17 protein-coding genes are annotated in these 17,734 nt (G+C 37.1%); 8 read left to right on the top strand and 9 right to left on the bottom strand.

Annotated elements, in window-relative coordinates; translation table 11 throughout:
- Positions 1–4 precede the first annotated feature (4 nt).
- The 7 genes from ACQ33O_RS04280 to ACQ33O_RS04250 all read right to left on the bottom strand — a co-directional run bounded on the left by ACQ33O_RS04280 (position 5) and on the right by ACQ33O_RS04250 (position 5,221).
- Positions 5–823 (bottom strand): SDR family oxidoreductase, encoded by an 819-nt coding sequence (locus ACQ33O_RS04280; protein WP_430994324.1) that lies wholly within the window; start codon positions 821–823, stop codon positions 5–7.
- A gap of 164 nt (positions 824–987) precedes the next feature.
- A complete protein-coding gene (locus tag ACQ33O_RS04275) occupies positions 988–1,398 on the bottom strand; it encodes an OsmC family peroxiredoxin (protein ID WP_430994323.1) in 411 nt (136 codons plus the stop codon).
- A gap of 38 nt (positions 1,399–1,436) precedes the next feature.
- Entirely contained in the window at positions 1,437–1,793 is a 357-nt protein-coding gene (locus ACQ33O_RS04270) for an ArsC family reductase (RefSeq protein WP_430994322.1), read from the bottom strand.
- 27 nt (positions 1,794–1,820) lie between these two features.
- On the bottom strand, positions 1,821–2,399 hold the full coding sequence (gene lptC, locus ACQ33O_RS04265; RefSeq protein ID WP_430994321.1) for an LPS export ABC transporter periplasmic protein LptC: 579 nt from the start codon (positions 2,397–2,399) through the stop codon (positions 1,821–1,823).
- 11 nt (positions 2,400–2,410) lie between these two features.
- A complete protein-coding gene (locus ACQ33O_RS04260) occupies positions 2,411–3,763 on the bottom strand; it encodes a hypothetical protein (RefSeq protein ID WP_430994320.1) in 1,353 nt (450 codons plus the stop codon).
- A complete protein-coding gene (locus ACQ33O_RS04255; RefSeq protein ID WP_430994319.1) occupies positions 3,756–4,487 on the bottom strand; it encodes a type III pantothenate kinase in 732 nt (243 codons plus the stop codon). Before ACQ33O_RS04255 ends, ACQ33O_RS04260 begins: the two co-directional genes overlap by 8 nt.
- A 98-nt stretch (positions 4,488–4,585) precedes the next feature.
- The gene (locus ACQ33O_RS04250; RefSeq protein WP_430994318.1) at positions 4,586–5,221 is read right to left on the bottom strand and encodes an LON peptidase substrate-binding domain-containing protein; all 636 of its coding nucleotides are present in this window, start codon (positions 5,219–5,221) and stop codon (positions 4,586–4,588) included.
- A 97-nt stretch (positions 5,222–5,318) separates the two neighbouring features.
- Here ACQ33O_RS04250 and ACQ33O_RS04245 point away from each other — a divergent pair, with 97 nt between their 5' ends.
- The 4 genes from ACQ33O_RS04245 (at position 5,319) to meaB (ending at position 9,975) form a co-directional block, all read left to right on the top strand.
- Positions 5,319–6,362: a glycosyltransferase gene (locus ACQ33O_RS04245; RefSeq protein ID WP_430994317.1), complete on the top strand. Its 1,044-nt coding sequence runs from the start codon at positions 5,319–5,321 to the stop codon at positions 6,360–6,362.
- Positions 6,363–6,375: 13 nt separating this feature from the next.
- Complete coding sequence (locus ACQ33O_RS04240) at positions 6,376–7,179, top strand: glycosyltransferase (protein WP_430994316.1); 804 nt, start codon at positions 6,376–6,378, stop codon at positions 7,177–7,179.
- A gap of 99 nt (positions 7,180–7,278) precedes the next feature.
- Entirely contained in the window at positions 7,279–9,069 is a 1,791-nt protein-coding gene (locus ACQ33O_RS04235; RefSeq protein WP_430994315.1) for an ABC transporter ATP-binding protein, read from the top strand.
- A gap of 15 nt (positions 9,070–9,084) precedes the next feature.
- The gene (gene meaB, locus ACQ33O_RS04230; protein WP_430994314.1) at positions 9,085–9,975 is read left to right on the top strand and encodes a methylmalonyl Co-A mutase-associated GTPase MeaB; all 891 of its coding nucleotides are present in this window, start codon (positions 9,085–9,087) and stop codon (positions 9,973–9,975) included.
- Here the strand turns inward: meaB and ACQ33O_RS04225 are convergent.
- Together ACQ33O_RS04225 and typA are read right to left on the bottom strand one after the other, a co-directional pair.
- Positions 9,969–10,196 (bottom strand): hypothetical protein, encoded by a 228-nt coding sequence (locus ACQ33O_RS04225; protein WP_430994313.1) that lies wholly within the window; start codon positions 10,194–10,196, stop codon positions 9,969–9,971. The two genes, meaB and ACQ33O_RS04225, sit on opposite strands and share 7 nt — an antisense overlap.
- 122 nt (positions 10,197–10,318) lie before the next feature.
- Positions 10,319–12,127 (bottom strand): translational GTPase TypA, encoded by a 1,809-nt coding sequence (gene typA / locus ACQ33O_RS04220; RefSeq protein WP_430994312.1) that lies wholly within the window; start codon positions 12,125–12,127, stop codon positions 10,319–10,321.
- Between the two features lie 202 nt (positions 12,128–12,329).
- Here typA and ACQ33O_RS04215 point away from each other — a divergent pair, with 202 nt between their 5' ends.
- Genes ACQ33O_RS04215 through ACQ33O_RS04200 form a run of 4 tightly spaced genes read left to right on the top strand, consistent with a single transcriptional unit; the run spans position 12,330 to position 17,672 of the window.
- Positions 12,330–12,782 (top strand): methylglyoxal synthase, encoded by a 453-nt coding sequence (locus ACQ33O_RS04215; protein WP_430994311.1) that lies wholly within the window; start codon positions 12,330–12,332, stop codon positions 12,780–12,782.
- A 47-nt stretch (positions 12,783–12,829) separates the two neighbouring features.
- Positions 12,830–14,863, top strand: a complete 2,034-nt coding sequence (gene uvrB / locus ACQ33O_RS04210) for an excinuclease ABC subunit UvrB (RefSeq protein ID WP_430994310.1) — start codon at positions 12,830–12,832, stop codon at positions 14,861–14,863.
- Between the two features lie 39 nt (positions 14,864–14,902).
- Entirely contained in the window at positions 14,903–16,885 is a 1,983-nt protein-coding gene (locus ACQ33O_RS04205; protein ID WP_430994309.1) for a hypothetical protein, read from the top strand.
- A gap of 55 nt (positions 16,886–16,940) precedes the next feature.
- Positions 16,941–17,672, top strand: a complete 732-nt coding sequence (locus ACQ33O_RS04200) for an esterase family protein (protein WP_430994308.1) — start codon at positions 16,941–16,943, stop codon at positions 17,670–17,672.
- The last annotated feature ends 62 nt before the right edge of the window (positions 17,673–17,734 follow it).

Genomic DNA, 17,734 nt, shown 5'->3' with positions numbered 1-17,734 from the left:
AAGGTTAAATAAACAGATCACTGTACAATTTTCCGCCGGGATTAACTGCATATTCACTCAAATCAGTGATCCCTTCCTTTGCTAGCACTTCTTCGTCAATGAAATTATTGCCTGTACATTCCAACGAAGGTTTCGACAGAATATAAAAAGCAGCATCAGCCACAATATCTACTGTTCGGCTCATCTGTATCAATGCATCGCCACCTAAAAGATTTTTTACAGCGGCAGTGGCAATGGTTGTACGTGGCCACAGTGTATTAGCTGCAATACCATGCTTCCTTAGCTCAGCCGCAAGACCTATTGCAATAAGTGTCATATCATATTTGCTTATCGTATATGCAAGATGGTTAGTGAACCATTTTTTATCCATATTAATTGGTGGAGATAAATTTAAGATATGAGCATTGGAAGCGTTTTTCAAATGAGGAATACAGGCCTGAGATACAAAAAATGTTCCTCTAACATTGATATCGTACATCAAATCAAATCTTTTGGGTTCAATTTGTGCTGCCGAAGCCAGGTTAATGGCCGATGCGTTATTAACCAGTATATCAATACCCCCGAATTTTTCCACAGCCAGTGCCACAGCATTCTTCACTTGCTCTTCATCTCTAATATCACATTGCACCGCCAAGGCTTTGCCCCCTGCCTGTTCCATTTCTGCAGCCGCAGAAAAAATAGTGCCGCCTAATTTTGGGTTTTCTTCTACACTTTTACTGGCAATAACAATATTGGCACCTTCTTTTGCCAAACGCAATCCGATGGCTTTACCTATACCTCTGCTGGCGCCGGTAATGAAAACTGTTTTATTTTGAAATGACATAGTTGATCGTTTTGCCAAATCTAACAAAAAAAGAGGAGGAAATGTTTTGTGGGAAGGGTGAAGACAGTAAAAGAGGTGGTAGTTGATTATATGTTTAGAGATTTAGAATGTTTAGGAGTTTAGAACTAAACTTTCTAAACCCCCAAACTCTCTAAACTAACAGTTTATAACAACACTGCTTCGTGCGTAATATTTGTATTCAATGACTTTGATATCGGGCAATTTGCTTTTGCATCTGCAACCGAAGCATCAAAAACCTCCTTACTAATACCGGGAATTTTTGCAGAAACGATCAAATGAGATTCTGTGATCGCCCCGTTGTCTAAAGTGATCTCACACTTAGTTACTATTTCATCTGCAGTAAATCCTGCGGCATTCAATATAAAACTCAATTTCATACTGAAACAACCTGCATGTGCAGCTGCAACCAATTCTTCCGGATTAGTTCCGATCCCATCGGCAAAACGAGTATTATAAGAGTATTGAGATTTATCCAATACAGTACTTTGTGTAGTAAGGTGTCCTGTTCCTTCTTTACCGGTGCCGTTCCATACGGCTGTTGCATTACGTTTCATTATTGATTGATTTTATTGTAAAATAATTTTAAGCGAAATTACAACAGTTTTTGTTCATACTTTGTTTTATCAAAGCCAACAAAAATTATTGTTTCATCTTGCTCTATTACAGGGCGTTTAATGATGCTGTTGTTTTGCATCATCAATTTAATGGCTTCAGTTGCATTCGTGACTTTTGACTGCATTTCGGCAGACAATTCCCGCCAGCTAGTGCTTTTTTTATTCAATATCGTTTCCCATCCCACCTGCTTAGACCAGTTAGTTAGCTTTTCTTTGGACACTCCAGATTTTTTATAATCATGAAATTCGAAATCGATCTTATTTTCTTTGAACCAGTTAAAAACCTTTTTTACAGTATCGCAGTTGGGTATGCCGTAGATTATTATTTTACTCATTACAAATTTATGGTCGAGTCCGACCGTTTAATTCGGAAATTCCGATGCAGGCACTTTTACAAAACCAGTTGATTGCACAATATGCCATTCTTTAAAATCCTGACGGGCATCCATTCCTATTCCGTTGATAATATGTGTACGTGTTCTTATTCTCACCGGCTTCTCTGTATAAAATTCCTGATTAAGCCTTGTCTTATCCCAATACAATTCATCGCAAAACAAAGTATCTCCTTGCACATTTACAACCCTCACGCTGTCTTTAAGAAAAACAATATTTTCGTTGTCTTTATATTTTGCATATCGGGCATCCAACTTGCTTTCAATACTGTCTCTTGAATTATAAAAATTGACATGGATGGTTTTGGTGAATTCAATATAAGAAGTTGTGTCCTGCACTCTAAACATTAAAGGACCGGTCAGTACCGCTTTTCGATTGCCGCCAATAGAATAGTTAAGCGTAACATTTGTAGCCTGCTCTACTCCGGCTCTCTCCGATTTAGAAAACTTTCCTTTCTTTTTTTGCTCATTACAGCCGTAAAAAAAAATACAGCTCATTGCTAAAGCTGTAATGATAAAAAACGGTTTATATTTTGTTTGTAGGTACAACAATATAATTTTTAATCGTATTTATATCTTCTGAACCAAAGATCGCTAAGAGATACGCCAAAAGAAACTCTGAAAAAATTTTCTTTCAAATTCGATTTATTATCGCCCCTGCTGCCAATCTCAATAGCAGTGTTCAACATTGAGTTTTGATCATCATAAAAACCTCTGCGTAACTTAAGCGGAAATCCAGCGCCAAAAGTAAATGCGTACTCCGGAACGGTTGTTAAGTTAACAGCATTCGGGCCGTAATAAAATCCGGCTCTATATCTTACAAAATTAAAATATTTTTTCAATGGGGTTTTATTGGTGGCTGGATAATATTCTGTTCCTACCCTAAGTTTCCAGCTATTGTCTGTGAAATCCGCTTTATCATAAAAACGAAATTCCTTCCAATTGGTCATTTCAAAATCGGCACCAAACAACCAATGCTGTTTTTGGAGCGTTACCCCCACACCGAAATTCGAAGGGTAAACAACATTACCTCTGATATTATTTTCATACACACTATCAATACGAGTTGAAGCTCCATCCGCATCATAGCTTACCGTTTCTCTGATCACATCTTTACTCGCTGAGTATTTTTGTTTAAGACTACCGTAAGCGCCTATTCGAAATTCACTACTATCTTTTAATTTAAATTTGTATTGGATACCTGCATTAAAAAGTAAGCCGCCGAAATTTGTTTTGGTTGAAGCATTAGATTCGTAATATGCAATGGTATCATTCAGAAAGGTGATCTGACTGCTGGAATCTTTAGTACCAAATTTATAGCCGATGTTAAAGCCAATGCTGAAGTTTTTTATAGATAACCCAACACCTGTAAAAGCTTCATTAGTTCCGCCGGAACCTTCTTCAAAGATCACCAGACTATCTACCTCCCTTTTAAACCGAGCTAATTTGTAGTTAACTCTTGTGTCGGGCTTCAAACCAATATTCACACCAAGAAAAATATCTTTTTTGTTTGCCTTTTTCATTTTTATCGGAATACCAAGTTGCATATAAGAAAACAATGCATTGGTAGATGTGAAATTTTTTACCGGATTGATGCTTTTTAATTTTCTTGAGCCAACTTCTGCACCAAGATCAAAAATTGTATTGCGATAAAAATTAGAATATGTAGCCGGGTTGATGTAATTGATACTCTGAGCATTCATATTGATCACCTGAGTATTTTTACCGTTTCTTGCGCTATCATAACGTGGACTCACATACGCTGCTGAAATACCTCCCATTCCCCTGGTTACAATATTATGATCCGGCGCCTGATCACCAAGTCCGTATCTTGAATAAGGTGAATTTTCCTGAGAAAAAGCTGTAAGCTGAAAGCCGAGAGCAATTATAAAGAGAGAAAGATATTTAGCCATTGTTAGTTTCGCTGAGTGCATACAGTCCTTTGTAAATAAAATTTAAGTCCGCAAATATCTTGTTTTTAAGCCGTGCGGCAAAATACCCGGCATCCCCCCCGGTTAAAACCACGTTAAAGTTCCCGTATTTAGCGGCATAATAGTCAATGAAACCGTCTATTTCAAAGGAAATACCCGCTAATACACCACTTTGTAAATTAGTTTTAGTGTCGTATGCAATTACGGGAAAATTCCAGTCTTTTTCCACTAATGGCAGCAAAGCGGTATGATCGTTCATTGATTTAAATCGCATTTGAGTACCCGGAGAAATAGCTCCGCCAAGAAACTGATGCTGTTGATTGATGAAATTGTAGGTAATACAACTACCCAAACCAATGACCAAATTATTCTTATTTGGATAGAAGTGCACGGCAGCGGCCATCAAAGCCAACCTGTCTGCACCGATCGTTTCAGGCTTACTTACTGCTGTAGTGAAATTTAGTTTTGTGAGATGTGAGAGTTTGTGAAATTTAGTTGCTTTAGATAAGGTTGTTTCGATTTCCGGATTGTGTTTAATTACAGATGATAGAATTGACTTTTGTGGTTTAGTGATGAATATCAATTTTTCTATGGTTTCATTACTATCGCTAGGTAAAACAATCTCTTCTTTGAAAACATCATTTTCAAAAACACCGCATTTTAAACGGGAGTTACCAAAATCGAGACAAAGTGTTGTTTGGTTCATAGTTTGTAGTGCATAGTTTGTAGTTCTCAGTTATATCGTGTTCTTTTCAACATTTAAAGCCAACGTCAAACTAAGAACTATAAACTGAAAACTATATACTAAATATCAAATCCTTCTAAATTTTTAAAATGTCCGTTCAATTGTATCCTATCTTTTAACGTTTCCATTTGATTCATTACAGGTAAAACTTTTTTCAAATGGCGCTTTAAATATTCCTGCCGTTGAATTTCTTCCATCAAACCAAGCAGCTCGTACTCCTGCTGTAAAGATAACCCTACATGGTGAGCAATTGCGTAACTGGTTAGATCTGCATCTGCCTCTTTAAAATCCTTACTTACTTTTAGTGTTTCGTGCAGCTGTCTTGTGCTATCAATAAGCTTTTGCATTATTTTTTTGCTGCCATTTCGGATGTTTTCCGGATAGCTGACAATTGCGCCGCTGTATAATTTATCCGGAAGTTCTTTCACTACTTCGAGTATCCGAAAAACTTTTATACCCTTGGTCTTTATATCCATTTCGCCATTGTCATATACTTTCGACACTTCCGTTATTTCCAGTAAAGTGCCCATTTCATTTACATGATTATTTATCACCGACGGAATGCCAAATGGTTTCTTGTTATCAATACAATATTGAATCAATTGCTTGTATCTCGGTTCAAAAATATGCAGGTTCAGAGCTTCGCCTGGATACACTACAATAGCAAGCGGAAATATGGGAATAAAATTTGTCATATACAATTGCAAAGTAAATAAAACTCAATGTACCGCAACCTGATAATTTTTACTTTCTACCATCATTGTTATTTATCTTGCGTTTAATTTTTTAGCAATGACAATTCTTGAACTTAATTTTGAAAGTGGATGGAGAGGTGGCGAAAGGCAAACCATTTTCACCATGATCGGGTTCAGAAATGCCGGCATAGCAACACATCTGGTATGCAGAAAAGGCTCTCAGCTTGAAGCTAAGGCTAAACAGGAAGGCTTTGTTACACATGCTTTTGACTCAACTTTAGGTGTAATATTTTTTCTCATCGGTAAAGGAAGAAAGTATGATCTTATCCATGCGCAAGCATCTCAAATATTAACCTATTGCATTTTTACAAAACTCTTTCACGGAAAAAAAGTATTGTTTACCAGAAGAGTAAATTTTATTCAGAAAGGTTTTCTTACAAAATTGAAATATCGTTTTACCGATAGGATAATTGCTATCAGCAATGCAATACAAAAAACTGTAACCGAGTTTACCGGAAGAACGGATGTAGAAATGATCTCATCGATCATTGTGAAGAAAGATTTAGACACTACAAAAGCAAAAGCAATTTTATCATCGTTAAATATTGCCGGCAAATATATCATAGCCACTACTTCTGCTCTTGCAAGTGACAAAGATCCGCTTACAATGGTTGAAGCCATAAAAATATTATCTGAAAAAAGAAACGACATAGTCTTTCTTCATTTTGGTGTTGGAAACTTAAAAGATGTTGTAGCACAAAAGATCAATGAATACAATTTGCAACAAACCTATATTCTGATGGGATTCGTTGAAAATGTAGAGGCGTTCTTTCCTTCATTTAATATTTTTACGATGTCATCAGAAGAAGAAGGGTTGGGTAGCAGCGTATTGGATGCCTTCATCAACAAAGTTCCTGTTGTATCTACCAATGCCGGCGGACTTGCCGATCTACTAAAAGATGAAAGAGGTTTTCTTTGTGAGATCAGGAATGGACAGGCTTTGGCGAATGGCATAGAAACGGTTCTCGACAATCCGGAACAAAGAGAAAAATATATCAGCAATGCATTCAACTATGTAGAGAGTAATCATGATATGAAACGCCAGACGGATAAATATATCGAACTGTTCAAACATTTATAAAAATCAAAAAATCATGCAGGCTTCCGTGGTAATATCGTACTACAAAAACATTCCCAACTTGGAATTAATTCTGCTTGGGTTAAACAGGCAGTCTGCAAAAGGAGAATTTGAAGTAATTATTTCGGAAGATGATGACGCTATTGAAACAGTTCATTTTATTGATCAGCAGCGAAAGCAACTAAACTTCCCAATCATACATCTGTCGCAGGAAGATACCGGTTTCAGAAAATGTAAAGCATTGAACAAAGCTGTAAATGCTGCAACAACAGATCTTGTAATTTTTATTGACGGAGATTGCATCCCTCACAAACATTTTATAAAACAGTATATAAAACAAAAAAGCTGCGGCGATGTATTGTTTGGAAGAAGAGTGAAACTGAGTGAGAAAATAACTCAGCTACTTTTAAAAAATAAACGTTTAGGAGCGCTTAACTTTTTAAACTTATTGTTGACGGGCTGCCAACGTGTTGAAGAAGGGTTATATCTACCTTTACTTACAAAGAAACTCAAGAAGAAAAAATCAGGGAGATTACTTGGCTGTAATATGGGTATTGCTAAAAAAAGCTTAACCACTATCAACGGATTTGATGAAGATTACATAGCTCCGGGTGCCGGCGAAGATTCTGATATAGAATGGCGACTAGAAGCTTCCGGCGCAACATTCCATTCAATGAAGTTCAGCTCCATTGTTTACCATTTATATCACGAAGAGCGTTTTAACCGTGAAATGGAACGAAAAAACTTTGAGACAATGATGTACCCGAAAATGAAACTGGGCTTTTTCGCCTGCAAAAATGGATTAACAAAACTACCCTAATACTACTCAGCTACTACTCATCAAAATCTTTCCCTAGTCCACAGCCGAACTTCGTATTTTTGCAAATCTGTACAATTGTATACAGATAAGCAATTTGATATGAAGAATTTTTTTAAGGCACTTCGGTACATCCATATACCTGCAAACAAACTGATCACTTATATTTTGTTTGTGTTACTGGCCACGGTTTTTTCGGTGGTTTCCATTGGCATGTTATCTCCGTTTCTTGAATTGTTATTTTTAGGGAATTCAAACCATATTGATTCATTGGGTCGACTGAAATTTTTTTTTCAGGACCTGATCAATAACAATTCTAAAGTTTATGCCTTAACCATAATGTGTTTGATCATCATTGGGGCAACTTTTTTGAAAAATCTTTTTTTGTATCTATCGTCCTATACTTCCACTCCTGTACGCAACAATATTCTTTCGAGTTTCAGAATGAGATTGTATCATAAGATACTTGAATTACCTCTAAGTTTTTTTTCTGCAAAGCGAAAAGGCGATATTATGAATCGGATGATCGGTGATGTGAATGAGATACATAGCTATGTTATTGGATCTTTGGAAGGTTTAATAAAAGACTCACTGACGATCATCGGTTTTTTATTCGCCATGATATTTATTAGCCCGAAGCTTTCACTTTTTTTATTGCTTATGCTCCCAATCACCGCATTGATCATTGGCAGAATCAGTAAAAGTTTGAAGAAGAAATCTTCCAAAGCATCTCAAGCAACCGGTGTCAGTTTAAGTCATATTGAAGAAACACTTGGAGGCATCAAGATAATAAAAGCATTTACCGCTGAAAGTAAAATGATTAAAAAATTTAACGAAGCAAACAGTAAGGTGGTACAGATCGCTAACCAAATGTCTTTCAGAAAAGATCTTGCAAGCCCCTTAACAGAAACGCTAAGTGTAACTGTATTGTGTATTATTTTATATGCCGGTGGCAGATTGGTTTTTATGGGTGACAGCGGTCTTAGCGGAGGCAGTCTGATAGCTTTTATTTTAAGCTTTGCAATGTTGATCAATCCTGCAAAAAATCTCTCCGGCACTATAGCTAATATTCAAAGAGGTATGGGAGCATTGGAACGTGTTGAAGAAGTACTTAAAGCTCCTGTTATTGTTGAAGAAAAAGCAGATGCGATCAAAATGAGAGAATTCAATCAAAGTATTGAATTCAGAAATGTAAACTTTGCATACGATGACAAAGTAGTATTAAAGAATATCAATTTCACTATACAAAAAGGAAAAACTATTGCACTGGTTGGTTCATCGGGTGCCGGTAAAAGTACATTGGTAGACCTGATCCCACGTTTTCATGATGTTACAAGCGGAGAGATCTTGATTGATGGGAAGAACATCAAAGAGTATACCATTGAATCTTTACGCAATCAAATGAGCTTTGTTACGCAGGAGCCGATTTTATTTAATGATACAATCAGTAATAATATTGCGTTGGGAAAACCACTTGCGGCAAAAGATGAAATAATCAATGCGGCGAAAGTGGCCAATGCCGATAATTTCATTTCCCGTAAAGAAGAAGGTTATGATACAAATGTCGGTGACAGAGGAACTAAATTAAGCGGTGGTGAAAAACAACGTTTAACCATTGCCAGAGCTGTTCTTCAAAATTCGCCGATCTTAATTTTGGATGAAGCAACATCTTCTTTAGATACTGAGAGCGAAAGGCTGGTACAAGATGCTATCAATAATTTGATGAAAGACAGAACCTCTATCGTTATTGCACACAGACTAAGTACCATTAGCAATGCCGACGAGATCATTGTTTTACAAAACGGTGAAATTATTGAACAAGGCAATCATCAATCATTGATAGAAAAAAATGGCTTTTACAAAAAGCTGGTTGATATGCAGGAGATAAAATAGCGAACACGAATAACAATGCCTCTCGATAAAATACATATTGAAAAATTACAATCAGGCGATTTTAAAACCTTGGCCAGAAGCATTTCTTTGATAGAAAATGAAGCAGAAGGTTATGAGGCATTATTAAGATCATTACCGATTGGTCATACACATATTGTTGGAGTTACGGGCCCCCCGGGAGCCGGTAAAAGCACACTGGTAGATGGTTTAATAGGTTTACTGATCCAAGACAACAAAAAAGTTGCCGTGCTTTGTGTTGATCCTTCTTCTCCGTTTAATTTAGGCGCATTGCTCGGCGACAGAATTCGCATGAGCGAATGGTACAATAACCCAAATGTTTATATACGTTCGCTCGCTACCAGAGGCTCGCTTGGCGGATTGCATCCGAAGATCATTGAAATAACAGAGTTGTTGAAAGCAGCGCATTTTGATCACATCATTATTGAAACGGTTGGCGTAGGGCAAAGTGAAATTGAAATTGCTGGCCTTGCGGATACAACTGTAGTAGTAGTAGTTCCTGAAGCCGGTGACGAAATACAAACAATGAAATCCGGCTTAATGGAAATCGCTGATATGTTTGTTGTAAATAAAGCCGATCGTTCTGAAGCAGATACATTCGTAAAAAATTTAAGGTTAATGTTGGCTCCCGCTTTTCACAAAAAGGAAAATCCTATTCCGGTATTAAAAACAATTGCTTCGCAAAAAACCGGTATCAACGAATTATACAAGGCTATCTTAAATCCTGTTCATCACAACAGCGAATACAAAAGTTGGTTGCTTGCAGAAAAAGCATATCAATTAATTCAGAAAAAAAGAATGAGTGATATTGATAAGGCTGAATTGAAAAATAAAATAGAAAAAGCCGGAGACGATTTTAATCTGTACCGTTTTATAGAGCTTTATTGATTTGTATCTCTGTTGTTCTTCCACCACTTATAGCCAATAACACCTACAACAACAAACGGCATGAACATTAAATAAAGAATTCCCTGATTGAGCCCTAATGCAGGTTTTTCGCCAAGTTGCTGTGCGGTTTTAGTACAGAGTGCACATTGTGCCAATGAGTTGTATTGTAGTAAAACAATATGAACAATGACTAGCAGTAATATGATGGAAGCTTTCTTCATTTATATAATGTAAAATTAGAGAAAGTTTTTTAAGCTTGAATGGAGTATTTATCCATTGACCATAGACCATGAACAAAAAATCCCCCGGCTATCGGAGGATTTTCAATTTTATAAATTCAATACTATGCTTCAGCTCCCATTGATTTGGAAACACGTTTACGTTCTTCTTCATTTAAAATAACCTTACGCATACGGATTGATTTTGGTGTAACCTCAATACACTCATCCTGCTGAATGTATTCCATACATTCTTCCAATGTCATTAAAGTTTTGGGAGCAATACGTGATGCATCATCACTACCGCTGGCTCTATGGTTGGTTAACTTTTTAGGTTCAGTAGCATTTACATTCAGGTCTCCCGGTTTAATATGTTCTGCTATGATCTGTCCTGCGTATACATCTTCTCCCGGATCAACAAAGAATTTACCTCTGTCTTGTAATTTATCAATAGAGTATCCGGTTGTTTTTTCGGTATTTTTAGATAGCAATACACCGTTGTTTCTTCCCGGAATAACTCCTTTCCATGGTTTGTATTCTGTAAAACGATGAGCCATTACAGCTTCGCCTGCAGTACCCGTAAGCATATTGCTACGCAAACCAATCAACCCACGTGAAGGGATATCAAATTCAAGATGTTGCATTTCACCTTTGCTCTCCATGATCAACATTTCGCCTTTGCGTTGAGTAACAAGATCAATTACTTTACCACTGTATTCAGACGGAACATCTACCACTAAGTTTTCATAAGGTTCGCATTTTTTCCCATCTATCTCTTTTATCAATACCTGCGGATTACCCACTGTTAATTCAAAACCCTCTCTACGCATAGTTTCTATCAAAATACCCAAATGCAAGATACCACGACCGTACACCATAAAACTATCCGCTCCATCGGTATCTTCTACACGTAGTGCAAGATTCTTTTCTGTTTCTTTAAATAAACGATCTCTCAAGTGACGTGAAGTAACAAACTTACCTTCTTTACCAAAGAAAGGTGAGTTATTAATACTAAACATCATGCTCATGGTTGGCTCATCTACACTGATTACGGGTAGTGCTTCCGGAAATTCCGCATCACAGATCGTATCTCCAATATTAAATTCTTCCAATCCAACAATTGCACAAATATCTCCTGCAAAAACTTCTGTTGCCTTCTTTTTACCCAAGGCTTCAAAAGTGTACAATTCTTTTACTTTCGATTTTAAAAGTTTACCGCTTGCCTGCACCAACACAATGTTCTGCCCTTCTTTAATAGATCCACGGGCAACTTTTCCTACTGCAATTCTTCCTAAGAAAGAAGAGTAGTCTAAAGATGTGATCTGCATCTGAGTAGTTCCTTCATTTACTTTAGGTTCCGGAACATATTCAAGGATAGCATCCATTAAAGGCAGGATATTTTCTGTAGGTGTCAGACTCGTATTCATCCAACCTTGCTTACTACTTCCATAAATAGTAGGGAATTCAAGTTGCTCTTCCGTAGCATCTAAATTGAAGAACAATTCAAAAACTGCATCATGCACTTCATCAGGACGACAGTTTTCTTTATCAACCTTATTGATGATCACAATCGGATGTAAGCCCAATTGCAACGCTTTTTGTAATACAAAACGTGTTTGTGGCATAGGGCCTTCAAACGCATCTACCAACAGCAATACGCCATCAGCCATTTTTAATACTCTTTCTACCTCGCCGCCAAAGTCACTGTGACCCGGAGTATCTATCACATTGATCTTAACTCCTTTATATGTAACCGATACATTCTTACTGAAAATTGTGATACCTCTTTCTCTTTCGAGATCGTTGTTATCCATGATCAATTCTCCTGTTTCCTGGTTTTCACGGAAGGTATTGGTGCTGTGAAGAATCTTATCTACCAGCGTTGTTTTGCCATGATCTACGTGTGCAATAATGGCGATGTTTCTAATATTCATTGTAAAATTTTTAGCTTCAAGCTTCAAACTCCAAGTGGCAGCTAATAATTTGCCCTTTTTGTAGCTCTACTCATGTAGCTTTTTTGAAGCCGCAAAGGTACGCTATTTCAGCCGTTTGGCAAGGTTAATTGCAAATTAATACAGTTAAATACTACTTTTATGCCCGATTCGGTGTTTAGACGAACTAATAACATAACTAAAGATGGCAAATATCAGAAAACTGGGTAGTAGAAAAAAAATTGCGATAGTGGCACATGATAGCAAAAAAAAGGATGTGATCGAATGGGCTGTACACAATAAAACTGCATTAGCAAGGCATGAATTGGTTGCAACCGGAACCACAGGCAAGTTGTTGGAGGAACAATTGGATCGTCCCGTTACAAAACTACTTAGTGGTCCGTTAGGCGGAGATCAACAGATCGGCTCCATGATTGCAGAAGGTGATATAGACGTTTTGATATTTTTTTGGGATCCTATGCAAGCGCAACCGCATGACAGCGATGTAAAAGCTTTGCTTAGGGTCGGTGTTGCCTGGAATATTTTAATGGCTTGTGACCGAACTACGGCTGATTTTATTTTCACTTCGCCTTTAATGCTGAATGATTACGAAGTTGATATTCCCGACTATAGTTCATATCTTAACAGAAAGCTATAATTACGAAAGCACAAAAATTGAGATAAGCTTTTGTAAATTGCATATCCATGCAATTTAATCTTCAATCTAACTATTCTCCTGCAGGTGACCAGCCTTCAGCTATTGATCAATTGACCAATGGACTGATAGACGGTGAACAATACCAGACTCTATTAGGAGTAACCGGTAGCGGTAAAACATTTACCATTGCCAATGTTATACAGAATATTCAAAAACCAACACTAATTATAACGCATAACAAAACGTTGGTGGCTCAATTGTATGGAGAATTTAAACAGTTCTTTCCCGATAATGCAGTTGGATATTTTGTGAGCTATTACGATTATTACCAGCCTGAAGCGTATATTCCTACCAGTAATACCTACATAGAAAAGGATATGAGCATCAACGAAGAATTGGATAAACTTCGTTTACAAGCAACCGCACAATTGCTTAGTGGAAGAAGAGATATCATTATCGTTGCAAGTGTGAGTTGTATTTACGGTATGGGCAACCCTGTTGATTTTGAAAATGGTATCATTCGCATTCATCAGGGGCAGGTTATTTCTCGTCAGGGATTTTTACATGCACTCGTAAATAGTTTATATCACAGAAGCGAAGGAGATTTTACCAGAGGCACATTCAGAGTGAAGGGTGATACAATAGACATTAATTTACCTTACGTAGATTTTGGTTACCGAGTTACTTTTTTTGGCGATGAAATAGAAACCATTGAAACACTGGAACTAAGCAGTAGCAAACGTATTGGCTTGGTTGAAAATGCTGCTATTTTTCCTGCTACATTATATGTTGCCCCAAAAGATATCCTACAACAGGTCATCCATGAAATACAAGATGAAGCCGCAGCTCAGGAAGAATATTTTAAGAAGAGTGGTAAATACATAGAAGCACAAAGAGTGAGTGAAAGAGTGAATTACGATCTGGAGATGATCCGTGAATTAGGCTACTGCAATGGCATCGAAAACTACTCCCGTTTTTTCGATAGAAGAAAACCGGGCACAAGGCCATTCTGCTTGCTTGATTATTTTCCGAAAGATTTTTTATGTGTAATAGATGAAAGCCATCAAACCATTCCGCAAATTAGCGGCATGTATGGTGGTGACAGAAGCAGAAAACTAAATCTGGTTGATTATGGTTTTCGTTTACCGAGTGCGTTAGATAATCGTCCGCAAAATTTTCATGAGTTTGAAAATATATTGAATCAAACCATTTTCGTTTCGGCTACGCCTGGAAATTTTGAGTTAGAAAAAACCGGTGGCATTGTTGTCGAACAAGTCGTTCGTCCAACCGGATTATTAGATCCGCCAATTGAAGTACGTCCATCAATCAATCAAATAGATGACCTATTGGATGAAATAGATAAACGAGTACATAAGGGCGACAGGGTTTTGGTAACGACGCTTACCAAGCGTATGGCAGAGGAAATGGACAAATACCTTCATCGCATCAACATAAAAAGTAAATATATTCATAGTGAGGTAGATACTTTAGAAAGAGTTGAAATATTACGACAGCTTCGCCTAGGAGAAATTGATGTATTGGTTGGCGTGAATCTTTTAAGAGAAGGCCTTGATCTGCCCGAAGTATCACTCGTTGCAATTTTGGATGCAGACAAGGAAGGCTTTTTACGAAACGAAAAAAGTTTAACACAAACTGCAGGTAGGGCTGCCCGTAATGCTGATGGTTTAGTTATTTTTTATGCTGATAAGATGACGGATAGCATGCAAAAAACCATCGACGAAACACAACGAAGAAGAGAAAAACAGATCGCATATAATATTGAACACGGCATTACTCCAAAAACTATTATAAAAAGCAAAGAGCAAGTTTTTGCTCAGGGTTCTGTATTGGACGTAAAGGGTTACGACCCATCAAACCCATACTCCATCGACGAAAGCACATTGACTGTTGCAGCAGATGAGCAGATCGTTTACAATACTATTCCTCAATTAGAAAAAGCCATAACAGGAATTAAAAAGAAAATGGAAAAAGCCGCTAAGGATATGGATTTCATGGAAGCCGCTAAACTGAGAGATGAAATGTTTAGAATGCAGAAAGAGTTAGGTGAAATGAAAAAATAATTTTACCTTATTGACAAATTTAAAAATTTAATTATGTCAATGAAACTAATATTTTGTCTACACATCTTGACAACACTATCTTTCCTTACACTCAATGCACAAACCCCAACAAGAGTTACTCCAATAAAAGTTCAACCGAAGACAAAAATAGTTACACAACAAAAATCTGCTGACACAATGAGGCCGGGTACACCTATAGTTCGGCAAACAACCCCAACAAGATCCGACAAAAAAGCAACGATCCGCAATAGCTTTAGCTTTCTTCCTAAAAATTCATTATACACAGAATTGCTGAAAACAAAAAAGATCACTTTGTTAGCCGGAGAGTATATGCCTATTGACCCGGATGTTCATCAATATTATTTTGCCGGATCCGACATGATCACTTATAGCGATCAAAAAAAATGGGAGATCGGATTTTTGTGGCGAAATATTGCTTCAGGTATTTACAAAGCCAGATATGAAATTTCCGAACTTCCTTTTCCCCAAGGAATACAAAAAGATTTCGGAGGTATTGTATTAAGCGGCGTTATTGAACGGCCTAAGAATAGTGCCGACAGTTTTGCTTTCAAACTTTCATATGAAAATGTAAATGATAACAGTAACGCAAAACCTAAATATGAGCTATCAAAAATAAAACCGGTACATGCCAACAAACCTTTTATTCAAAATGCTTCGATCAGTAAATCGTTTTTTATCAACGGGAGATCAAATCTTAATAAAAATATAAGAAAGAGTGTTACACTCCCGAAAGACGAATCGGAGGGTAATACAACCCTATATCTTTCTAATCTTTCCGTACTAAATGCAGTCAGCAATTTCGGTAAATATTTTGTACGGATCATTCCTTTGGATGCAAACAATGATCCAATAACAACGGACATAAGCAATACAGTTGTAGTAAAATATGAAACTCCATTAACTTTTACGGCACCACCTCCTTCCGAAGAATTAAAATTGTATAACGATTATACCATCACATCATTCAAATACACACAACCTCATTTTGCAGAAGCTGAATATGAATTGTGTAACGTTATAACCGGCTATAACGAAGCTATTGTAAATAGTAGTCCGTTGTATAGCAATATCAAATCAGCTTTTCCTGTTGGCACAATAATGTGTCCGCAACCGGAAAAAGATAAATCCTTTTTTGACAAAGCCTTTAATGGTATCGGTGGAGCCGTAAAAGCTGTAATCAACGGCGTAGCCAAAGTTTACAGCGACACTAAAAACTTCGCAAAAAACAATTTACAAAGTGCCGTGTGTGGCAGTAACGAAACTTGCAAAAGTGCTGTAGGTATAGGTTTCGATGTTGCGATGGCTTATGCAGGCTTACCCCCATCGCTTCCTAATTTTGATGAAATGGCACAAATGGCCGAAGGTCAGTTAGTAGATAATGCCGTTGCAATTGCTGAGGAGAAAACAGGCATTCCTTGTCCGGATGCTGTAAAAGAAAAAATGAAAGAAGAGCTACATAAAAGCATAACAACCTCATCTCAAACAAATATGGTTGATAACGGCTTTATGCATTTCAAGCCCGATCCTCGTGGGCAATACAGAGAAGGCTATATAGAAATAGAGATCACTCGTACAAACAATACTTATCAGGGTCAACCTAAATTATTCAAACTGGGTTTTTATAATACAGCTGAAAAGAGTTTTCAGGATTATTCGCATATACTGAAACAAAGTTATACTGCTAATATATCGGCATCAGTCTACGAAACCGGAACCTTAATCATTCCATATATGCCGAACATAGGCGATAAAACTAAACTCATTCTCGTACTAAAACCTAAACGTTTATTCATTCATACGAATGACTATGATGGAAAGATCTCCAGAATAGATGAAAGCAGCTGGGATTATGATACACAGTGGCATAGTGTAGAATATCCTGTTGATATGGGTCAGCTTTCTCCCGGTTTTCAGCTATTATTTTTGAATAGTAATAACAAATTTTCAGTTACGGGATTGAAAGCAGCTCCGGGAGTACAAATGGATTGGCAGAATCATTAATATTAATTAACTTCCGTTAGTAACTCTATGAAATAAAAAATTAAAACTTAGCAATATGAAAAGAGAAATAACCTCATGGTTCAGCCCGTCTCTACAAAAAGACATGCCCATTGTAACATATGGTGATTTTGGATTTGCATTATTGCTCATACCCACAGCAGGTGCTGATTATCTGGAATATGAACGTTTTCAATTAATTGATGCAATTGCTCCACACATTAACAGCGGAAAAGTAAAAGTATTTTCTATCGACAGTATTAATACTGAAAGTTGGATGAACAAAGAAATGCTGCCTGAACATAAAGCGATTAGACATAATCAGTTCAATCAATATGTATATGACGAAGTAGTCCCTTTTATAAAGAACAGCACTTCCTGGGATACACCTATCATTACCTGCGGCGCATCCTTCGGAGCATTACACAGCATGAATTTATTTTTAAAACAGCCCGATCTGCTCAATGGCGTTATTGCCATGAGTGGCGTATATGATCTATCTTATTATACAAATGGATTTTGGGACGAACAGGTTTATTACAACTCTCCCATGCAATACATCCCCAATCTTTCTAATCACTGGTATTTAGAAAAAATAAGAGAAAGCAATCATATACATATTTTATCGGGCAGAGGAGCTCACGAAGATCCAAATGCTGCTGCATCTTTTGCCGCAGAACTTTACGATAAAGGCATTAATTATGAACTCGATATTTGGGGGCATGATATGCCACATGACTGGCAAACCTGGCGAGCAATGTTACCACATTATTTGGAGACAAGATTTTAATGTAGTGCCGCGGACAACTGACCACTGACAACAAACCATGACTATAGGTACAGACTGTTGTC

This window comes from Ferruginibacter sp. SUN002, assembly GCF_050611725.1.
Taxonomy (GTDB): Bacteria; Bacteroidota; Bacteroidia; order Chitinophagales; family Chitinophagaceae; genus Ferruginibacter.
The sequence above is the reverse complement of the archived record's forward strand: the minus strand, read 5'-3'. Positions and strand labels throughout refer to the sequence as shown.

Excerpts from the sequence above, each read along its gene's own strand:
- meaB (WP_430994314.1), top strand. The coding sequence starts at position 9,085 with ATGCCTCTCGATAAAATACATATTGAAAAATTACAATCAGGCGATTTT.
- ACQ33O_RS04250 (WP_430994318.1), bottom strand. The coding sequence starts at position 5,221 with ATGACAAATTTTATTCCCATATTTCCGCTTGCTATTGTAGTGTATCCA.
- ACQ33O_RS04255 (WP_430994319.1), bottom strand. The coding sequence starts at position 4,487 with ATGAACCAAACAACACTTTGTCTCGATTTTGGTAACTCCCGTTTAAAA.
- ACQ33O_RS04240 (WP_430994316.1), top strand. The coding sequence starts at position 6,376 with ATGCAGGCTTCCGTGGTAATATCGTACTACAAAAACATTCCCAACTTG.
- ACQ33O_RS04205 (WP_430994309.1), top strand. The coding sequence starts at position 14,903 with ATGAAACTAATATTTTGTCTACACATCTTGACAACACTATCTTTCCTT.
- ACQ33O_RS04215 (WP_430994311.1), top strand. The coding sequence starts at position 12,330 with ATGGCAAATATCAGAAAACTGGGTAGTAGAAAAAAAATTGCGATAGTG.
- ACQ33O_RS04200 (WP_430994308.1), top strand. The coding sequence starts at position 16,941 with ATGAAAAGAGAAATAACCTCATGGTTCAGCCCGTCTCTACAAAAAGAC.
- ACQ33O_RS04260 (WP_430994320.1), bottom strand. The coding sequence starts at position 3,763 with ATGGCTAAATATCTTTCTCTCTTTATAATTGCTCTCGGCTTTCAGCTT.
- ACQ33O_RS04280 (WP_430994324.1), bottom strand. The coding sequence starts at position 823 with ATGTCATTTCAAAATAAAACAGTTTTCATTACCGGCGCCAGCAGAGGT.
- uvrB (WP_430994310.1), top strand. The coding sequence starts at position 12,830 with ATGCAATTTAATCTTCAATCTAACTATTCTCCTGCAGGTGACCAGCCT.
- ACQ33O_RS04270 (WP_430994322.1), bottom strand. The coding sequence starts at position 1,793 with ATGAGTAAAATAATAATCTACGGCATACCCAACTGCGATACTGTAAAA.
- ACQ33O_RS04245 (WP_430994317.1), top strand. The coding sequence starts at position 5,319 with ATGACAATTCTTGAACTTAATTTTGAAAGTGGATGGAGAGGTGGCGAA.
- ACQ33O_RS04235 (WP_430994315.1), top strand. The coding sequence starts at position 7,279 with ATGAAGAATTTTTTTAAGGCACTTCGGTACATCCATATACCTGCAAAC.
- ACQ33O_RS04275 (WP_430994323.1), bottom strand. The coding sequence starts at position 1,398 with ATGAAACGTAATGCAACAGCCGTATGGAACGGCACCGGTAAAGAAGGA.
- ACQ33O_RS04225 (WP_430994313.1), bottom strand. The coding sequence starts at position 10,196 with ATGAAGAAAGCTTCCATCATATTACTGCTAGTCATTGTTCATATTGTT.
- typA (WP_430994312.1), bottom strand. The coding sequence starts at position 12,127 with ATGAATATTAGAAACATCGCCATTATTGCACACGTAGATCATGGCAAA.